General features: G+C 73.9%; 17 protein-coding genes. 3 read left to right on the forward strand and 14 right to left on the reverse strand.

Annotation, left to right across the window (positions count from 1 at the left end):
• The 4 genes from EAO73_RS36425 to EAO73_RS09110 form a co-directional block, all read right to left on the reverse strand.
• Nucleotides 1-1,409 (reverse strand): protein kinase domain-containing protein (locus tag EAO73_RS36425; RefSeq protein ID WP_224756218.1); only part of this gene is annotated, 1,409 nt, incomplete at its 3' end.
• 46 nt (nt 1,410-1,455) lie between these two features.
• Complete coding sequence (locus EAO73_RS09100) at nt 1,456-1,746, reverse strand: hypothetical protein (protein ID WP_147970879.1); 291 nt, start codon at nt 1,744-1,746, stop codon at nt 1,456-1,458.
• Between the two features lie 65 nt (nt 1,747-1,811).
• Nucleotides 1,812-2,564 carry a TetR/AcrR family transcriptional regulator gene (locus EAO73_RS09105; RefSeq protein ID WP_147970880.1) on the reverse strand — a complete coding sequence of 251 codons (753 nt, stop codon included), beginning with the start codon at nt 2,562-2,564 and terminating at the stop codon, nt 1,812-1,814.
• Between the two features lie 226 nt (nt 2,565-2,790).
• Nucleotides 2,791-3,726 (reverse strand): AurF N-oxygenase family protein, encoded by a 936-nt coding sequence (locus tag EAO73_RS09110; RefSeq protein WP_147970881.1) that lies wholly within the window; start codon nt 3,724-3,726, stop codon nt 2,791-2,793.
• 178 nt (nt 3,727-3,904) lie between these two features.
• Here EAO73_RS09110 and EAO73_RS09115 point away from each other — a divergent pair, with 178 nt between their 5' ends.
• Both EAO73_RS09115 and EAO73_RS09120 read left to right on the forward strand, forming a co-directional pair.
• Nucleotides 3,905-5,023, forward strand: coding sequence for a ferritin-like domain-containing protein (locus tag EAO73_RS09115; protein ID WP_147970882.1), 1,119 nt, complete (start codon nt 3,905-3,907; stop codon nt 5,021-5,023).
• Nucleotides 5,001-6,050: a protein kinase family protein gene (locus tag EAO73_RS09120; RefSeq protein WP_412074571.1), complete on the forward strand. Its 1,050-nt coding sequence runs from the start codon at nt 5,001-5,003 to the stop codon at nt 6,048-6,050. The genes EAO73_RS09115 and EAO73_RS09120 overlap by 23 nt, the downstream gene beginning before the upstream one ends.
• A gap of 9 nt (nt 6,051-6,059) precedes the next feature.
• Here EAO73_RS09120 and EAO73_RS09125 read toward each other — a convergent pair whose 3' ends face one another.
• Nucleotides 6,060-6,560, reverse strand: a complete 501-nt coding sequence (locus EAO73_RS09125) for a GNAT family N-acetyltransferase (RefSeq protein ID WP_147970884.1) — start codon at nt 6,558-6,560, stop codon at nt 6,060-6,062.
• 87 nt (nt 6,561-6,647) lie between these two features.
• On the opposite strand from EAO73_RS09125, the gene EAO73_RS09130 reads away from it, so the two are divergent.
• Nucleotides 6,648-7,505 carry a hypothetical protein gene (locus tag EAO73_RS09130; RefSeq protein WP_147970885.1) on the forward strand — a complete coding sequence of 286 codons (858 nt, stop codon included), beginning with the start codon at nt 6,648-6,650 and terminating at the stop codon, nt 7,503-7,505.
• Nucleotides 7,506-7,554: 49 nt separating this feature from the next.
• On the opposite strand, the gene EAO73_RS09135 is transcribed toward EAO73_RS09130, so the two are convergent.
• From EAO73_RS09135 to ligD, 9 genes are all read right to left on the reverse strand, one after another.
• Nucleotides 7,555-7,860 carry an SCO0607 family lipoprotein gene (locus EAO73_RS09135; RefSeq protein ID WP_147970886.1) on the reverse strand — a complete coding sequence of 102 codons (306 nt, stop codon included), beginning with the start codon at nt 7,858-7,860 and terminating at the stop codon, nt 7,555-7,557.
• A 77-nt stretch (nt 7,861-7,937) separates the two neighbouring features.
• On the reverse strand, nt 7,938-9,059 hold the full coding sequence (locus EAO73_RS09140) for an amidase family protein (RefSeq protein ID WP_147970887.1): 1,122 nt from the start codon (nt 9,057-9,059) through the stop codon (nt 7,938-7,940).
• A gap of 4 nt (nt 9,060-9,063) precedes the next feature.
• Nucleotides 9,064-10,521 (reverse strand): penicillin-binding transpeptidase domain-containing protein, encoded by a 1,458-nt coding sequence (locus EAO73_RS09145; RefSeq protein WP_147970888.1) that lies wholly within the window; start codon nt 10,519-10,521, stop codon nt 9,064-9,066.
• On the reverse strand, nt 10,518-11,915 hold the full coding sequence (locus EAO73_RS09150; RefSeq protein ID WP_147970889.1) for an FtsW/RodA/SpoVE family cell cycle protein: 1,398 nt from the start codon (nt 11,913-11,915) through the stop codon (nt 10,518-10,520). The genes EAO73_RS09145 and EAO73_RS09150 overlap by 4 nt, the downstream gene beginning before the upstream one ends.
• Nucleotides 11,916-11,986: 71 nt before the next feature.
• Nucleotides 11,987-13,282, reverse strand: a complete 1,296-nt coding sequence (locus tag EAO73_RS09155; protein ID WP_147970890.1) for a sensor histidine kinase — start codon at nt 13,280-13,282, stop codon at nt 11,987-11,989.
• A complete protein-coding gene (locus tag EAO73_RS09160; RefSeq protein ID WP_147970891.1) occupies nt 13,279-14,010 on the reverse strand; it encodes a hypothetical protein in 732 nt (243 codons plus the stop codon). Before EAO73_RS09160 ends, EAO73_RS09155 begins: the two co-directional genes overlap by 4 nt.
• A 121-nt stretch (nt 14,011-14,131) precedes the next feature.
• Nucleotides 14,132-14,458, reverse strand: coding sequence for a zinc-ribbon domain-containing protein (locus tag EAO73_RS09165; RefSeq protein ID WP_147970892.1), 327 nt, complete (start codon nt 14,456-14,458; stop codon nt 14,132-14,134).
• Nucleotides 14,455-16,566, reverse strand: a complete 2,112-nt coding sequence (locus EAO73_RS09170; protein ID WP_147970893.1) for a HEAT repeat domain-containing protein — start codon at nt 16,564-16,566, stop codon at nt 14,455-14,457. Before EAO73_RS09170 ends, EAO73_RS09165 begins: the two co-directional genes overlap by 4 nt.
• A 146-nt stretch (nt 16,567-16,712) precedes the next feature.
• Nucleotides 16,713-17,609, reverse strand: a complete 897-nt coding sequence (gene ligD / locus EAO73_RS09175) for a non-homologous end-joining DNA ligase (protein ID WP_147970894.1) — start codon at nt 17,607-17,609, stop codon at nt 16,713-16,715.
• Between the last annotated feature and the right edge of the window lie 32 nt (nt 17,610-17,641).

The raw sequence follows: 17,641 nt of genomic DNA on the forward strand, positions 1-17,641 counted from the left end.
GGGGCCGGGGGCAGCGGTACGGGAAGCGGCTGCGGAGGTTGGGCGGCCTGCTGGTACGGGGGCTGCGGCTGAGGCTGCGGGTACCCGTACGCGGACTGGTCCGGCCAGGGGGCCTGCCCCTGCTGCGGCTGCCCCTGCTGGGGCGGGCTCTGATGGCCGATGGCCCCGAGCTGCGTGGTGCGGGTGTCGGGGACCGGGGCGGGCGCGTCGGGGACCGTGCCGCCGCCCACGGTCGGCTGCTGCCACTCGGGCACCGGCGCCGGCCGGTGGTGGGGCGGCACGGCGTCCTGTATGTCGGGCTCGGGCTCGGGCGCCGGCGGCCGGGGCGCGACGGCGTCCCAGACGTCCCCGTACGACTTCGGGGCGTTCGCGCCCCTGGCGTCCGAGGGGTTCTCGTCGGACACCGGATACTGATCGGACACGGGGTTCTCCACAGACGCTTTCTCGACGGACACAGATTTGTTCGGGGGCGCGGTGCCGGGCTCGGCCGGGGTATCGGATCCGCCGGCCAGCCCCCGGGCCCGCGCGTCCTGCGCGGCCACCGCCGCCGACAGCCCGGCCGGAAGCCAGCCGTCCGCCGCGAGGGCCGCCGCGCCCTCCAGCGCGAGTTCGGCGGCCACCGTCCCCGCGGTGGGGCGGTCGGCCGGGTCCTTCGCCAGGCAGCGGGCGACCAGGTCGCGCAGCTCCGCGGGCACACCGCCGAGTTCGGGGGCCGCCTGCGCGATGCGCTCGGCGGCCTCCGCCGGGGGGCCGTCCGCCAGCGGGGTGGCCCCGGTCGCCGCGTAGGCCAGCAGCAGCCCGAGCACGAAGAGGTCGGAGGCCGGCCCCGCCTCCTCGCCCGCGAGCTGTTCCGGGGTCAGATAGCCGAGGCGTACGGACAGCCCGCCGCCCGGTCCCCGCTCCGCCTCGGCCGCCGCGCCCAGCGGGCCGAACGCGGTGAGCCGGGGGCCGTCCTCGGCCAGCAGGACGGTGCGGGGCGCGAGGCCGTGGAGCACGGCGCCGCCGGCGTGGACGCGGGAGAGGGTCTCGGCGATGCCGGCGCCCAGGATCCGCACGGCGCGCTCGGGCAGCGGTCCGACGGCCTCTATGGCCTCGGCCAGAGTGAGCGCGGGGACGTACGCCGACGCGGTCCACGGCACCTCGTCCGCGCCGGAGCCGTCCGTGCGGGTGTCGGCCGGCTCCGCGACCCAGCCCCCCGCCAGCCGGCCCGCGACGCGCGCCTCCGCGTCGAAGCGGTGCCGGAAGGCGGGCAGCACGGCCAGTTCGGGCCGGGCTGCCGTGACCACCACGAGGTCATGCGCGTCCGTACCGTGTGCGAGGTACTGCACCGCGGCTGCCGTCTCGCGCAAGCGCGCCAGCACGGTGTACGGACCGAAGCGGCGTGGCTCGTCCTGACGCAGCGCCTCCATGGCGCATCCCCCCTTGTGACCGTCCCTCGGCACCAGACGGTCGATCCTAGTTGGACGGTTCCGGCCGTCCGCCGCCCGGCTTCGACCAGGGCCACCGCGGGCGGTTCCGCTCACGGCCCTCGGGGGCGTACTCGTAGATCCAGCCGCGCTGGATGCCGAGCCGCTTGGTGTGCCCGGCCGGGGTCCTGCGATACGCGTGCACGGTGGGGGGTCCGCCGGCGGCGTCCGGGACCGGGACCTCGTACCACTTGGGCGGGTGGCCGGTCGCGCCGGTGAGGACGGGCAGCACCCGGCCGTCCAGCGGGCCGCCGACGAAGGCGGTGTTCTCGCTTCTCACCGGCCCAGTCTGACCGATCGCGCGGGCCGGTCCGACCGGAGCGGTGCCCCGGCCGGTACGGCCGCTCAGTCCGGCGGCAGCAGATGCGCCGCGACGCCCACCAGCGGGGCCAGCCGGTCCGCCAGCCGCCCCGCCGGGCCCTCCACGGTCTCCAGCGGGAGCAGCGCGGCCACGGCCTCGGCGGTCTGTGGGTCCGAGGCCGAGGTGATGGCGAGAAGGCCGATGAACTGGTCGACCAGCCAGTCGCGCAGTTCGGAGGCGTCCGGCCGCTTGTCCTCGTCGAGCCAGATCAGCGAGGCGGCCTCGACCGCCGCGATCCAGGTGCGGACCATCATGCTCATGCGGGGCGCGGGCTCGCTGTGCTCGTCCTGGCCCAGGTGGAACAGGATCTGTTCGGCCGCCGCGCGCCGGACCTCGTCGACGATGGTGCTCGTCCGGGACGTCTCGGCGACGCTGCCGCCCCGGAGGAGGGCGCTGAACCCGGCGTCGTGCTCGTCGACGAACGCCAGATAGCGGTCGAGGACGCGCATGACGCGCTCGGTCGGCGGCCCCTCGGCGGGCTCGGCGAAGCACAGCTTCAGCTGCTCGGCCGCCGAGCGCAGCGCCGCCTCGTACAACTGCTGCCGCCCGCCGGGGAAGTAGCGGTACACCAGCGGGCGCGAGACCCCGGCCACCGTCGCGACCTCGTCGAGCGACACCTCGTCGGGGGCCCGGTGGGCGAAGAGCGTGAGCGCCGCTCCCAGCAGCTGGGCGCGCCGCTCCTCGACGCTGAGCCTTCGGTACGCACGGCTGGGCGGTGCGGTCGCGGCAGGGGTCATACCGCCCAGACTAAGGGGGTCCGGCGATTGAGGGGCGGCGTCGCGGGGCCGGGCACGCACTCCCCCAAGCTCTCGGCTTCGCTCGAGCAGGGAGGGACCCCCTGCGGCGTTGTCGTCAATCACCATGGCTCCGCCATGCCTCAATCCTCCGCCTTGCAGCTGCACGCATCCGGCCCCGCTCCTTCTCCCGCCCCTCAATCGCCGGACCCCCTAAGCGCTGCCACCGCTAGGCCAGCAGGCCCGAGCTCTTCCACAGCCTGCGCCCCACCCCGTTCAGGACGCCGATGTCCTCGAAGAAGTCGGTCAGCCGCTTGGCCCCCGTCTGCATGACCTCGGCGCGGTGGCCGCTGGCCTTCACCTGGGCGACGGCCTCGTGGCGGTTCAGGCCGACGTTCTCGTACACCTGCGGGTTGACGAAGCAGACGGAGAAGACGCGGGCGGCCTGTCCGCAGCTGACGCGCGCCAGTTCGCGTTCCCAGCGGGGCGCGGTCACCATCTGGCGGCGCAGCTCCTCGCGGGCGTAGCGGACGTGCCGGGCCTCCTCGATGACGTGGATGCGGGTCACGCCCCGTACCAGGGGCTGGACGCGCTCGTCGGGGAAGGTCAGCCGCTGCATCCAGTCGAGGATCTCCTCGCCGAGCAGCGTCCCGGCGAACGAACCGGGCGTCGTGGACACGCTTTTGAGGACGCGCGCCATGTTGTGGTACCTGCGCGGAACGGCGTACGTGGGCCCGTCGCCCCAGGTGATCATGCGGCCGAACATCATCGAGTGCCGGCACTCGTCGGCGATCTCGGTGAGCGCGTAGCGGACATGGCTGCTGGTCGCGGGCTTGTCGTAGATGTGCCGGACGAGCAGCTGCATGAGGATGATCTCGAACCAGATGCCGAGCGAGGCCAGCGAGGCCGCCTCGTGCCGGGCGAGTTCGAGCCGCTGGTCGTGCGACATGCGCTTCCACAACGGGGTGTCGTAGAGGGAGATCAGCTCCGGCGGCCAGAACCACTTGCCGTCCTCGGGCAGGGTGTCCCAGTCGAGTTCCTTGTCCGGGTCGAAGGAGTGCTTGGCCGAGGCCTCCAGCAGCCGTTCCGCGATCTGCTCGCGGCCGCGCAGCGGGCCGAGTGCGTCGCGGAGTGTCTGCAGGTCGCTTTCGGAGACGGTCGTCATGGCTGGAGGCACCTCACACATGGGTTACCGGCGGTCACTCTTTATGAGACTGCTTGTCAGCAAGGTCGTCAATCCCTGCGGCACGACTTGTTGACCGGGTGTCTACCAACGTGTGAACCTGCCAACTGAGCGGGGAGCCCGCCGACTTCCCGGCATTCGCGAGGCGAAGGAGCCGTCCGTGTCGACCCACGACCTCTACACCACCGCCCCCGACGAGCCGCTGTGGACGGTGCCCGCCACGGGAGCCGCCCGCTTCAGCTGGGACTACGACGACGGCCGCGAGCGCCTTCTCGCCCTGTACCAGAAGGGCAAGGACAAGCAGTGGGACGGAAACAAGCGCATCGACTGGAGCCTGGAGGTCGACCCGTCCGACCCGCTCGGCACCCCCGACGAGGCGCTCACGCTGTACGGCACCCCGCACTGGGCGAAGATGACCGAGAAGGACCGCGGCGAGCTGCGCAAGCACTACACCGCCTGGCAGTTCAGCCAGTTCCTCCACGGCGAGCAGGGCGCGATGATCTGTGCCGCCCGCATCGTGGAGTCCGTCCCGGACCTGGACGCCAAGTTCTACTCCGCGACCCAGGCGATGGACGAGGCCCGGCACGCCGAGATCTACGGCCGGTTCCTGCACGAGAAGGTGCAGATGCTCTACCCGGTCAACGACAGCCTCCAGGGCCTGCTCGGCGACACCCTGCGCGACTCGCGCTGGGACATGCCCTACCTCGGCATGCAGGTCCTCATCGAGGGCCTGGCGCTGGCGGCGTTCGGCATGATCCGGGACACCACGACCCGGCCGCTGCCCAAGCAGATCCTGGCGTACGTGATGCAGGACGAGGCGCGCCACGTCGCCTTCGGGCGGATGGCGCTGCGCGACTACTACAAGCAGCTCAGCGACGCGGAACGGCGCGAGCGCGAGGAGTTCGTCATCGAGGGCTGCTACCTGATGCGCGACCGGCTCAGCGGGGTCGAGGTCCTGGAGAACTTCGGCATAGGCAAGCAGGAGGCGAAGGACCTCTCGGAGCACTCCGAATTCCTCCAGCTCTTCCGTAAGCTGCTGTTCAGCCGGATCGTGCCGTGCGTCAAGGACATCGGCCTGTGGGGCGAACGGCTCCAGAAGGCGTACGTCGACATGGGCGTCCTCGAACTCGGCGACTCCAACCTGGACCTCCTCATGGCCCAGGACGAGGAGATGGCCGAGCAGCTGGACAAGGACCGCTTCGAGGCGGAGGAGCGGGAACGGGTGGCGGAAGTGGCCGAGGCGATCGCGCAGGGCGGTGCGGGTGCGGCGGAGTCCTGACGACGGGCGCGCGGCCGTCCACGCGGCGGTCTCCACCCGCCTCGCCCTCATGAGCGACCGCCGCATCGGCGAGGCGGTCGCCGCGGCCGCCCCGCTGGGCTCGGGCATGGGCGGCAGGGCGGCCGGACTGGACGTCGACGGCACCCGGGTCTTCGTGAAGCGGGTGCCCCTGACCGACCTCGAACTGCGCCCCGAGAACATCCGGTCGACCGCCAACCACTTCGGGCTGCCGGTGTTCTACCAGTACGGGATCGGCTCCGCCGGATTCGGCGCCTGGCGGGAACTGGCCGCGCACACCCTGACCACCCACTGGGTGCTCAGCGGCGCGCACCCGGACTTCCCCCTGATGTACCACTGGCGCGTGCTGCCCGACTCGCCGCCGCAGGGGTTCGTCGACGAGTTCGGCGGCATCGACGGAGCGGTGGCCCACTGGGAGGGCCACCCGGCCGTACGCGCCCGGCTGGAGGCCATCGGCCGCTCCACCGCGAGCCTGGTCCTCTTCCTGGAACACGTGCCGCACACCCTGGGCGCCTGGCTGGCCGAGCGCCGCGAAGCCGCCGCGCGGGGCGGCGAGGCCCCGCCGTTCGCCCGCCTCGACGAAGCCCTGGCCCGGGGCGCCGAGTTCATGAGCGCGCAGGGGTTCGTCCACTTCGACGCGCACTTCCGCAACGTCCTGACCGACGGGCGCTCGGTCCGGTTCGCGGACTTCGGCCTGGCGCTCAGCACCGCCTTCGAACTGTCCGCCGAGGAGGCCGCGTTCCTGACCGGGCACCTCGCGTACGACCGCCACTACGTCGCCGGCCATCTGCTGCGCCACCATCTCTTCGACGAGGTGCGCGACGCGGACTTCCTGCGTGCCTGGCTCGCGGGCGACCGCCCCGACGGGACAGCCCCGGAGGCCGCCGCGCTGCTCGACCGCCACGCCCCCGCCGCCCTCGTCCTGGACGGCTTCCACCGCCGCCTGCTGACGGAGAGCAGGCGCACGCCGTACCCGTCCGCCGCGATCGACCGGGCGGCGGGGCGCTGACCCTACGCGCTACGCGGGCCGCTCCATGCAGACGAGGTCCGCGCGCTCGTCCCACGACGGTACGACCGTGAAGCCGAGGCGCCCGTAGAGAGCGAGGGCCCCGGTGCGCCACCGCCACACCGAGAGCCGCACGGTCCGGGCACCCGCGCGGCCCGCGTGCTCCAGCGCGGCGCCGAGCAGGGCGGAGGCGACACCGCGCCCGCGCGAAGCCGGGTCCGTCCAGAGCCGTTTGATCTCCGCCCCGCCGTCGACGGGTGCCGTGACCACGACGCACCCGACCGCCGTACCGCCGTCCTGGGCAACGAGCACGGTGCCATCGGCGAACGCGAGGTCCGGCTCCCGCGTCTCCAGCCGGTAGCGCTCCGGGAGCCCGGCCGCGTCCGGGACGGGCACGCCCTTCTCCGCCTCCGTGCACAGGTGGTAGTCGGTGAGCAGCGCGGACAGGCCGGGTACGGAGTGCAGCGAGCCGGCCGGCGGGCGCAGGACGGAGACGGGGCGAAGGTCGTTCATGGCCCGAGAATCGCACGGCGGCACCCGCGGACCTCACCCGGGCAGGCCCCGGAAGCGGTGTCGTGGCCATGCCGTAGCTTGGGCGGCATGACCACGCCCCCGCCCCCGCAGGGTCCGTACGGTGCGCCCCAGGGCCCCTACGGGCCGCCGCAGCCCCAGCCGAATCCGTACGCCCAGCAGCCGGTGCCCGGACAGCAGCAGCCCTACGGGTACCCGCAGGGGCCGGCGCCCCAGCCCTGGGGCACGGTGCCCGGCGGACCGGGGTTCCCGCCGCCGCCGCGGCGGAACCGGACGGGCCTGATCGTGGGGCTCGTCGTCGGGGCGCTCGTGGTGGCGGGCGGCGTCGCCTTCGGGGTCTCCCGGCTGATGGGCGCGGCGGACGACGGCAAGCTGCCGGGGACCGGTGGGTTCCCGGCAGCCGAGTACAAGCTCACCGTGCCGAAGACACTGCTGAACGGCGAGTACACCCTGCACGCGGACACCTCGGCGACGGACGGCAAGGACATCGAGGAGACGTACGACCCGTCCATCCGCGACGCGAAGGCGGTGGTCACGCAGTACACCTCGAAGAGCGGCGGCACGGTGATCGTCTCCGGCATGTGGGGCCGCATCAAGTCCCCGGAGTTCTCCCGCGACAAGATCCTGGAAGGGGCCGCCGAGGCCGACGGGATGACCGTGGCCGTGCCCGCCCGGGAGTTCACCCCCGCCGGTTACGGGATCACCGTCTCCTGCGAGGTCGTCCGGTCGAAGGACGACGGGATCGGCAGCAATACCCTGCCGATGTGCGCGTGGGGCGACGACAACACCGCCTCCTTCGTCGCCGTCGTCACCGCCGAGACCGCGCTCATGGACCCCGACGAGGTCGATCTCGCCGAGGCGGCCCGACAGGCCGCGCAGGTCCGCAAGGAGATGCGCAAGCCGATCGGTGCCGGCACGGCGGGCTGATCACCCCGGGGCCCCTCACCCGGGAGGCCCCTGAAGGCGAGATCTCGCTCTACTGGGAGACCTCGATGATCTTCCCGTCCTTGTCCAGGCTGTGCTCGTTCCAGTACGTCCACCACTTGTCGTCGACGTGCTTCGGGACCTTGCCCTCGGGGTAGCGGGCGTACCCCTTGGGCGGCTCCTCGCCGTCCTTGACGCACGCGCCGCCCGTGCTGCCGACGTACAGCACCGGGTACTCGCCGCCGGAGCACACCGCGTCCGCCGTCGAGCAGGCGGACGTGAGCAGCGCGAACACCGCGCTGCCGGCGGCGAGGGCGGCGGTGGTCCGCAGGGGACGGGGACGACGGGTCGTACGCATCGTGACACTCCTTCAGGGGGTGGCTGTTGGAGTCCAGGCTGCCGTCCCGGGGGCGGCGCCGCCCTGAGTACACGTACTCATCCACGAGGTCCGCGTACTTGTGCGAACGGCTCACCCGACGTCCACAGCGCACGCTCCACCGCCCCTGCCGCGCCCAGGAGTTCGGCGTCCCGCCCCCGGTCCGCCACCAGCTGGAGGCCGACCGGGCAGCCGTCCGCCGTGAAGCCGGCGGGCACGCTCGCCGCCGGATGTCCGCTCAGGTTGAACGCCCAGGTCAGCGCCGTCGAGAAGGTGTCGCCCGGACCCTCGTGGCCGTGCGGGCGGTTGGGCGTGACGGGGGTGAGGAGCAGGGGCGTGCGGGCGAAGAGGGCATCCAGGCGGCGGCCGTTCTCCTCGCGCGCCTCCGCCTCCGGCGGGGCGACGTCCCCGCCGCGCACCGCCAGCCAGGCCGCCGCCGGGTCCAGCAGGGCGCAGCCGCCCCCGGCGAGCCGCACCACCCCGGCCGCCTCCAGCCGCCGCACCGCGCCCCGCACCACGGCCGCCACCTCCGGTTCGGTCTCCGCGAAGCCGAGGTCCGGGCTGTAGGCGGCGGACAGCGGCAGCGACGGGGCGGCCGGGACGTAGTCGTCGAGCACGCAGCGCAGATACGTCTCCGCCTCGGCCGCCGATGCCGCCAGCACCCCGGCCGACGCGAGCCCCGACCGGTCCGGCGAGGGCAGCAGCCCGTTCGTCGTCTTCAGCCCGAACACCCCGCACCAGGCGGCCGGGATGCGCACCGACCCCGCCCCGTCGCTGCCGGTCGCCAGTGGCACCAGGCCCGCCGCGACCGCCGCCGCCGAGCCGGCCGACGAACCGCCCGGGGTCCGGTCCGCGCGCCAGGGGTTGACCGTCCGGCCGTGGGCCCCGAGCCCCCAGGTCTGCCAGACCGTCCCCGGACCGGGCACGGAGGCCGAGCCGACCGGGACGCCGCCGGCCGCGATCAGCCGGCGGGCCGCGTACGAGCGGATGCCGGTGCGGCCCTTCACCGCGAAGGGGAGCCCGGCCAGGGGGAGCCGGGACGCGGCCGGGAGCCGGGCGAGCGCGTCCTCGTGCCACACGTCGAGGAAGGCGCACAGCCCCGGGTCCGCGCGGTCGATCGCGGCCAGCACCGCGCGCAGTTCCCCGCGCACGTCCCCGCTCGTGTCCCCGTAGGCCGTCATCCGCTCAGTCTTCCAGGGCCGCCTCCATCACGGCACGGGCGATCGGGGCCGCGCTGCCGCCGCCGCTGATGTCGGCGCGGTCGGCCTCGGCGTCCTCGACGACCACGGCGACCGCCACCGCCGGGCGGGCCGCGCCGTCCGCCTGCGCCCAGGAGATGAACCAGGCATAGGGCAGGTCGGAGTTGTCGACGCCGTGCTGGGCGGTGCCCGTCTTGCCGCCGACCGTCGCCCCGTCGATCGCCGCGTTGGTGCCCGTACCGTCCTGGACGACGTCCACCATCATCTGCCGCAGTCGCATCGCCGTCATCGGGTTCATCGCCCGGTGGTACGAGCGCGACCCCGTGGTGTGCACCGTGGACCCGTCGTGCTTGGTCGTCCGCTCCACCAGGTGCGGATACATCAGCTCCCCGCCGTTGGCGACCGCCGCCGCCACCATCGCCATCTGGAGCGGGGTCGCCGTGGTGTCGAACTGGCCGATCGAGGACTGCGCCAGCTGGTCGTCGGTCATCTCCGTGTCGAAATTGCTCTTCGCCACCCCGGACGGGACCCGCAGCCCCGTGTCGTTGAAGCCGAACCGCTCGGCCGCCGCCACCATGCCGTCGAGCCCCACCTCCACCCCCAGATGCGCCATCACCGTGTTGCAGGAGACCCGGATCGCGTCGGCCAGCGACGCCTTCTCGCAGCCGCGCGACTCGTTGGGCAGCACGGTCGAGGTGCCCGGCAGCACGTACGGGGACGGGGTGTCGGTCTCCGCGTCCGGATCGGTGACGACCTCCGCGTCCAGCGCCGCCGCCGCCGTCACGATCTTGAACGTGGAGCCGGGCGGATAGGTCTGCCGGATCGCCCGGTTGAGCATGGGCTTGCTGTCCGCCGCGTTCAGCTGCCGCCAGGCGTCGGTGACGGACGAGCCGGTCCCGGACAGCCGCTCGGGGTCGTACGAGGGGGTGGAGACCAGCGCCAGGACGCGCCCCGTGGCCGGCTCGACGGCCGCGACCGCGCCGCGCCGGTTGCCCAGCCCTTCGTACGCGGCGCGCTGCATCGCGTCCCGGACCGTGGTGACGACGTCCCCGCCCGGCTGCCGGCTCCGGCTGACCTCGCCCCACAGCGGGAGCGGGGCGAGCAGCGGATCGGTGCCCGAGAGGATCTCGTCCTCGGCGTTCTCGATGAACGTGGTGCCGTACGTCTGCGAGGCGTACCCGGTCACCGGCGCGTACAGCGGCCCGTATCGGTAGGTCCGTTCGTACGCCAGCTGCTCGCCGGTGTTCTCGGATCCGGTGACGGGCCGGCCGTCGACCAGGATGTTGCCGCGCGGCTCGTCGTAACGGGTGATGGCGGTACGCCGGTTGGCCGGGTTGTCGTCCAGCTCGTCGGCCTCGAAGACCTGGACGCGTGCGGCGTTCGCCAGCAGCGCCACGAGCAGCAGCAGACAGAACGCGGCGGCGTGCCGGATGTAGCGGATCACCGCTCGCCCTCCGTGCCGGGCCGCTCTGCCGGGACGGAGGCCACGATCCCCGTCTCCACGTCGTCCGGCGCGGGTCTGCGGGCGAGATCGCTGACCCGGATCAGCAGCGCCACGATGATCCAGTTGGTGACCACGGACGACCCGCCCTGCGCCAGGAACGGCATCGCCATCCCGGTCAGCGGGATCAGCCCCATCACCCCGCCCGCGATCACGAAGACCTGGAGCGCCAGGATCGAGGCGAGGCCGATCGAGAGCAGCCGCCCGAACGCGTCGCGCAGGGCTAGCCCGGCCCGGTATCCGCGCGCGACCAACAGCGCGTACAGCAGGAAGACCGCGGTCAGACCGGCGTACCCCAGCTCCTCGCCCGCCGTCGCCAGGATGAAGTCGGACTTGGCGGCGAACCCGATCAGGACGGAGTGGCCGAGCCCGAGCCCCGTACCGAGCATCCCGCCGGCCGCGAAGGCGAACAGCGACTGGGCGAGCTGTCCGGGCCCGCGTCCGGCGTCGATCGAGGCGAACGGATCGAGCCAGTCCTGCACCCGGCTGTGCACATGCGGTTCGAACGAGCCGACGACGAACGCGCCGACCGCCGCGAGCAGCAGCCCCACCGCGATCCAGCCCCGCCGCCCGGTCGCCACGTACAGCAGGATCACGAAGAGGCCGAAGAACAGCAGCGAGGTGCCGAGGTCCCGTTCCAGGACCAGGACGCCCACGCTGAGCAGCCAGATCGCCACGATCGGGCCGAGCACCCGCCCGGTGGGCAGCTGGAACTTCCAGACCTTGCGGCCGGTGTACGCGAGGGCGTTGCTGTTCGCCGCGAGGTAGGCGGCGAAGAACACCGCGAGCAGGATCTTGGCGAACTCGCCGGGCTGGAAGGAGAACCCGCCGACCCTGATCCAGATCTTCGCCCCGTTCACCGCCGGGAAGAAGATCGGCACGATCATCAGGACGAGGGCGGCGGCGACCGAGAGATACGCGTAGCGCTGGAGCACCCGGTGGTCGCGCAGGAGCACCACGACCGCGATGAAGAAGGCGACGCCGATCGTGGACCAGATCAGCTGGGTCGTCGCCGCCCGGTCGCCCGGGGTCTCCAGGTCCAGCCGGTAGATCAGCACCAGGCCGAGTCCGTTGAGCAGGACGGCGATGGGCAGCAGCAGCGGATCGGCGTACGGGGCGCGGAGGCGGACCGCGAGATGGGCCAGCAGCGCGAGCAGCCCGAGGCCGCCGCCGTACCCCGCGACATCGGGCGGGACCGCGTCGTCGTGGGCCAGACCGACCGCGGCGTAGCCGTAGACGGAGATGAGGACGGCCCCGATGAGGAGCGAGAGTTCCACGCCGCGCCGCCGGGGCAGGCGCAGCTCGGGCGGGGGTGTGTCCGCCGTCGATGCGGTCATGCTCCGCAACGTAGCAAGAGGCGGGGGTTATGTCGGTTATGTCACGTACGGAGGCGGCGCGTACGGGCGGCTCATGACGCCTCGCCGTCCAGGCGTACGTAGTGAGGCAGCGTCAGCCGGGCCACCGCGCCGCCGTCCGGCGCGTTCCCGAAGGTCAGCGCGGCGCCCATCACGTCGGCCTGGCCGGCGGCGATGGTCAGCCCGAGGCCGTGCCCCTTGCCGCCGCCCTCGGTGCGGAAGCGCTGCGGACCACCCGCCGTCAGGTACTCCGGGAAGCCGTCGCCGTGGTCCCGTACGGTCACCGCCGGGCCGTCGACGGTCAGCACCACGGGTGGCCTGCCGTGCCGGTGCGCGTTGCTGATCAGGTTGCCCAGGACGCGTTCCAGGCGCCGCTTGTCCGTCTCGACGCGCACGGGCTCCCCGGTGACCTCGACCACGGTGTCCGTGCCCCGGGCCACGCGGGCGGCGAGCGGGGCCAGTTCGTGGACGTCCAGGTCGACGTGTTCGGTGCGGGCGTCCAGGCGCGAGATCTCCAGCAGGTCCTCGGTCAGGGCGCGCAGGGCGCGGGCCCGGTCCTGCACCAGCTCGGACGGGCGGCCCGGCGGCAGCAGTTCGGCGGCGGCCGACAGGCCCGTCAGCGGGGTCCGCAGCTCGTGCGCCACATCGGCGGTGAACCGCTGCTCCGCCTGGAGCTTGCGCTGGAGCGCCGCGGCCATGGTGTCGAGCGCCCCGGCGACGACGGCGACCTCGTCCTGCCGGCGCGCGGGGTCCGCCGTGCGCGGGTCGTCGACGCGGGCGTCCAGGTCGCCCGCCCCGATCCGCCGGGCCACCCGGGCGGTCTGGTGGAGCCGCCGGGTGACCCGGGTGACGGCGAACGCGCCGACGAGCAGCGTGGCGCCGATGGCCAGCAGCGAGGACCCGATGATCGCCCCGTCCAGGCCGTTGATGGTGCGGGCGCTCTGGCTGTAGTCGGTCCAGGCCGCGAGCGCCCGGCCGCCGTCCGCCGGGGCGGCGGCCCACATCACCGGCCGCCCGCGGAGCCGGCCGACCATCGTGCCGCGCCGCCCGCCCGCCGCCAGCGTCCGCAGCGGCCCCGGCAGGCCCGGCGGATCGGCCCCGGAACGCGGCGGCAGCGCCTCGCCCGCCTCGTACGCGCGCGACACCTCCGTCAGCCGGGAGAGCGACTTCTCGCGGGCGTGGCCGACCGTCTGGCGGGTGACCGCGGTGTGCACCAGGACACCGAGGAGCGCGGCGAGCACGCAGCACATCACGGTGATGAACACCGCGGCCTTCCAGGTCAGCGTCGCGGTCCAGGCGGGCAGCCGCGGCCGGCGCCGGCGCCTCGTCGCCCCCGCCCGGCGGCTCACCGGCGCTCCGCCGATACGGAGGCCGTGGGTCGGGGTGTGCGCGGGGCGGAGGGGCGTGGCACCGGTGTGTGCCGCCGGAACTCGCCGGTGCGCAGGATCTCGTCCTGGGTCGGCAGCATCGCGCGCTGCCGGTCGTCCCAGGACCACGCCGTGCGGTACTCGTATCCCGTGATCGCCGACGGCGCCCGCATGATCAGGTCGCGCCCGGCCAGCTGCACGCTGATGACCGCATCCGAGGTGGACATGATGCGCGTCAGCCCGCCGGACTCCGGCATGTAGACCTGGACGGAGAGCTGGCGGCCAGGCATGCGGACCGCGAGGACCATCTCGTCCCGGCCGTCGCCCGTGAGGTCCCGGAAGTACGGCGGCAGCACCGGGCAGGAACGGGGCGCGCTCGGGCAGGCGTTGATCGCCTCCACCGTCCGCGCGGGCAGCTCCTCGGCCACGTCCGACCGGTCGGGCCGCGCCTTCAGCCCCGCGCGCACCACCGCCACCGGGTCCAGCCGGCGCACATCGCCGCCGGTGACCCGGATTCCGGGGAGGCGCGCGGTCTCGCCCTCGCCGTAGTCGTAGGGGGCGGCGGAGGCCGGGGGCAGCGTCGGCCACAGGCGCACCGGGCCGGTCGCGGCCGGGGTCCGGCCGGCGCTTCGCAGCTCGCCGCCGGTGCCGCACCCCGCCAGCAGCAGGGCGGCGGCGACGGTCACCAGGGCGGGCAGCCGCGGACGCATGACTTCCTCCGTTCCCGACGGGCGGACGGGCCGGTGCGCGGCCCCCACCTGCCGACCTTATTCGGAAGGAAGTCTCTTATGCGTATTTAGTGCTGATGTGCAGTCGGTGCGGACGCACCCGTCACTGCTGGTACGGGTTCTGCCCCTGGCCCGGCGCGCCCGACGCGTATCCCTGCTGCGGGGCCTGGCCGAACGGGTTGCCGTCCTGCGCGGCCATGTGCTGCGCGAGCAGCTGGTCGGCCTGCTCCTTGGGTATCCGCTGCTCGCCGCCGCAGAACGTGCACTGCGTGGCGTACTTCGTCGAGATCGGGAACAGCGGCACGAAGAACAGCGTGAACTTCGTGAGCCGCTTGCGCAGCGTGTGCGCCGCCGGGTTCCCGCACCAGCCGCAGACCAGCGTCAGGACCGCCAGCTGGTACAGATAACCTCGCGTGCCGAAAATGATCATGTGGGTTCCTTCCCCGTGTTCCCCAGGAGCGCCCGGCGGCAGAGCGCCAGCAGCTTTTCGTCGGTGTACGTGTCGTGGCTGCCGTGGACCCCGTCCGTGGCGTTGTGACGGCGTACGGAGGTGAGTTCGGCGAGCAGCACGCGCGCCGCCTCCGACCCTGCACCAACGGGCCGCATCCGCGCCAGGCATTCCGCCACCCGGACCCGGACGTGACGGTTCTGCTCCCAGGCCGCCAGCAGCACCGGGACGCACTCCGCGGCCCGCCCGGAAACCTCCCACAGAGCGACCGCCGCGTCCACCCGCAGCCACAGCTCCTCATGGCGCAGCAGGGCCCGCAGCCGGGGCGCGGTCACCGCCGCCCGCTCACCCAGCCGGCCCAGCACGCCCGCCGCGGCTCGCCGCGCGTACACGCTCTCCGACGCCAGCCCCTCGATCAGGGCGGGCAGCACCGCGCCGGCTTCCCCCTCCACCGCCCACAGGGCCCCCGCCGCCTCGGTCGCCTCCACCGTCCCCGGGTGCCGCACCAGCGCCCGCAGCTCAGGTACGGCGCAGCGGGCGGCGGGCCCGAAGGAGGCGAGCGCCCGCAGCGCCGCCGTACGCAGCCACTCGCCCCGGAACTCCCCGGCGTCGCGCAGCACCCGCAGCACCTCCGGCGCGGCCTCGCCCGCCCGCAGTGCGGTCAGCCCGGTCAGCAGCGGGCGCGCCCGGTCGTAGGCGTGCTCGTCCAGCACCACATCGGCGAGCCGGCGCCGCAGCGCACCGGTCAGCGGCCGGGCCGCCTCGCCGAGGAAGCCGATGGCCGGGCCCACGTCGTACGGCACCCCGGGGTGGTCGAGGGCCGCCGCCAGGGCGGGCAGGGCGCGGGCGTCGCCGAGCCGGGCCAGTGCCTTCACCGCGCTGCCGAGCTCCGGCCGCCCGTCCGCCCACTCGCGCACCCACGCACCCGGGTCCGCCGCGACCCGTGCCGCCAGCGCGTCCGCCGCCGGGGCGGCGAGAGCGAACAGATCCTCCAGCACGTGCGAGGCGGCCTCGGCGAGCTTGGGCTCGGGCGCGGCGAGCTGCTCGCCCACCAGCCGCACCAGCTCCGTGTGGGAACCCCGCCAGCCGCCCATGAGCCCGCCGGTCATGCGCACGGCGTCGATGCGCTGCCAGGGGTCGGGGCTGCGCAGCTGGTCGGCCAGTAACGCCGCCCGCTCGGCGACCCGGTCGTCGAGCCCGGCGTGCAGGGTGCGCAGCAGATCGGCCGTCCAGGGCGCGGTCCGCACCGCGCTCTCCCCGGCGGACCGTGCCCGCAGCTGCCCGAGCAGCGTGACCGGGGCGGCCTCGGCGCCCGGACCGAGTGGTTCCGCGGTCCGCGCACGGGCGCCGCCTGGGCCGGGGAACGCGCGCAGCTGCCGCAGCAGGGCGGTCACCACGGAGGCCACGTCGCCGGGCAGCGCGTGCGGGGCGCAGCGCGCCAGCTGGGCCAGGGCCGCCAGCCGCAGCCCCGGTGGATGGGACTCGGCGGCCAGCCGGCTCAGCCAGTCGGCCACCGGCCCGGCCAGCGGCCGATGGCGCAGCGCGAGCCGCCCGGCCGCCTCGACCAGCGCGAACCGCACCTCGTCGGCCCGCTCCGCCGCCAGCCGGGCCCGCAGCAGGGCCAGCACCCTGGCGGGGTCGTCGTGCAGGGCGGCGAGCGCCAGCGGGGCGCTCAGCCGTACGCCCGGGTCCTCGTCGGCCAGCAGCGCGAAGAAGACCCCGGCGTTCGCGGAGACGGCCGCCGCCGCCATCGCGTAGTTGGCCGCGCCCTCCGCCTCCTCCTCGTCGAGTTCCGCCTCGTCGTCCTCGCCGAGGTCGATGCCGCCGATGCTGGTCAGCAGCTCGACTATGTCGCCCCGGTCCGGCACCGAGGGATCGGCGACCAGCTCGAAGAGGAAGGGGATGCAGGCGAGCGTGCACGGATAGACGTCGCCCTGGTGGTGCACCGCCCCGTACATCCCGTCCAGGGCGCGTTCGCGTTCCGCCGGATCGGCGGACGCCAGTCCCCGCAGCAGGGCCGGCACATCGTCCGCCGGCCCGTAGGCATGCTCCATCGAGGCCCAGTCGACCTCGTCGATCCCCGCGAACACGCCATCGCCTCCCCGCCGACGCCACGAAAGCAGTGTCTGCGCAGAGTGTGCACCACTGGCCTGACCATCCGGCCACCCTCCGCGCGCATTTGCCCTGTGACATGACAAGAGTCGCGCGCGTGCGGTAGGGACGGGGTGCGTACGCCCTACGAGGCCTCCGGGAGCGGGCGGCCCGCCCCGGGGTCGCACAGCGGGGCGAGCAGATCGCCGTGCCGGTCCAGCCGGCCGGCCAGGTCGCCCGCCAGGAAGACCAGGTCACCGGGGGAGCGGCAGCCCTCGATCTCCGCCCAGGTCACCGGCGCCGAGACGGACGGCTCGGCGCGGGCGCGCAGGGTGTAGGGCGTGGCGGTGGTCTTCGCGGCGGCGTTCTGGCTGAAGTCGACGAACACCTTGCCCGGCCGCAGCGCCCGCCGCATCCGGTGCACCACCAGGTCCGCCAGCTCCCGTTCCGCGCGGACGGCCAGCCCCTTCGCGTACGCCGACACCGCCGCCGAGTCCGTCGGGGTGATCGGGACCAGCAGATGCAGGCCCTTGGAGCCCGAGGTCTTCCCGTACGCCGTCAGGCCGTCCTCGGCCAGCTGCTCCCGCAGCCACAGCGCGACCCGGCAGCACTCCACGACCGTGGCGGGCGCCCCCGGGTCCAGGTCGAACACCAGCCGGTCGGCCACCGCGGGCGTCTCGGCCCGCCACTGCGGGGTGTGGAACTCCACCACCAGATTGGCGGCCCACATCAGGGAGGCCAGGTCCTGGACGACCACCTGCTCGGACGGCTCGCTCTCGCGGTGCGGCACCGGGGCCCGGCGTACCCAGGACGGAGCACCGGGCGGCGGGTTCTTCGTGAAGAACAGCTGCCCCTCCGGTCCGTCCGGATAGCGCAGGAACGACACCGGCCGGTCCCGCAGATGCGCGAGCAGCACCGTGGCCGCCGTGGCCGCGTAGTAGTGCAGCACCTCGCCCTTCGTGGTGCCGGTGGCCGGATACAGCACCTTGTCCAGGTTGCTCAGGGACAGCCGTCGCCCCTCCACCTCGGTGATCGGCGTCATACGATAAGAATCACACGCGAAACGTCCTTTCT

This window comes from Streptomyces sp. col6 (assembly GCF_008042035.1).
Lineage (GTDB): Bacteria > Actinomycetota > Actinomycetes > Streptomycetales > Streptomycetaceae > Streptomyces.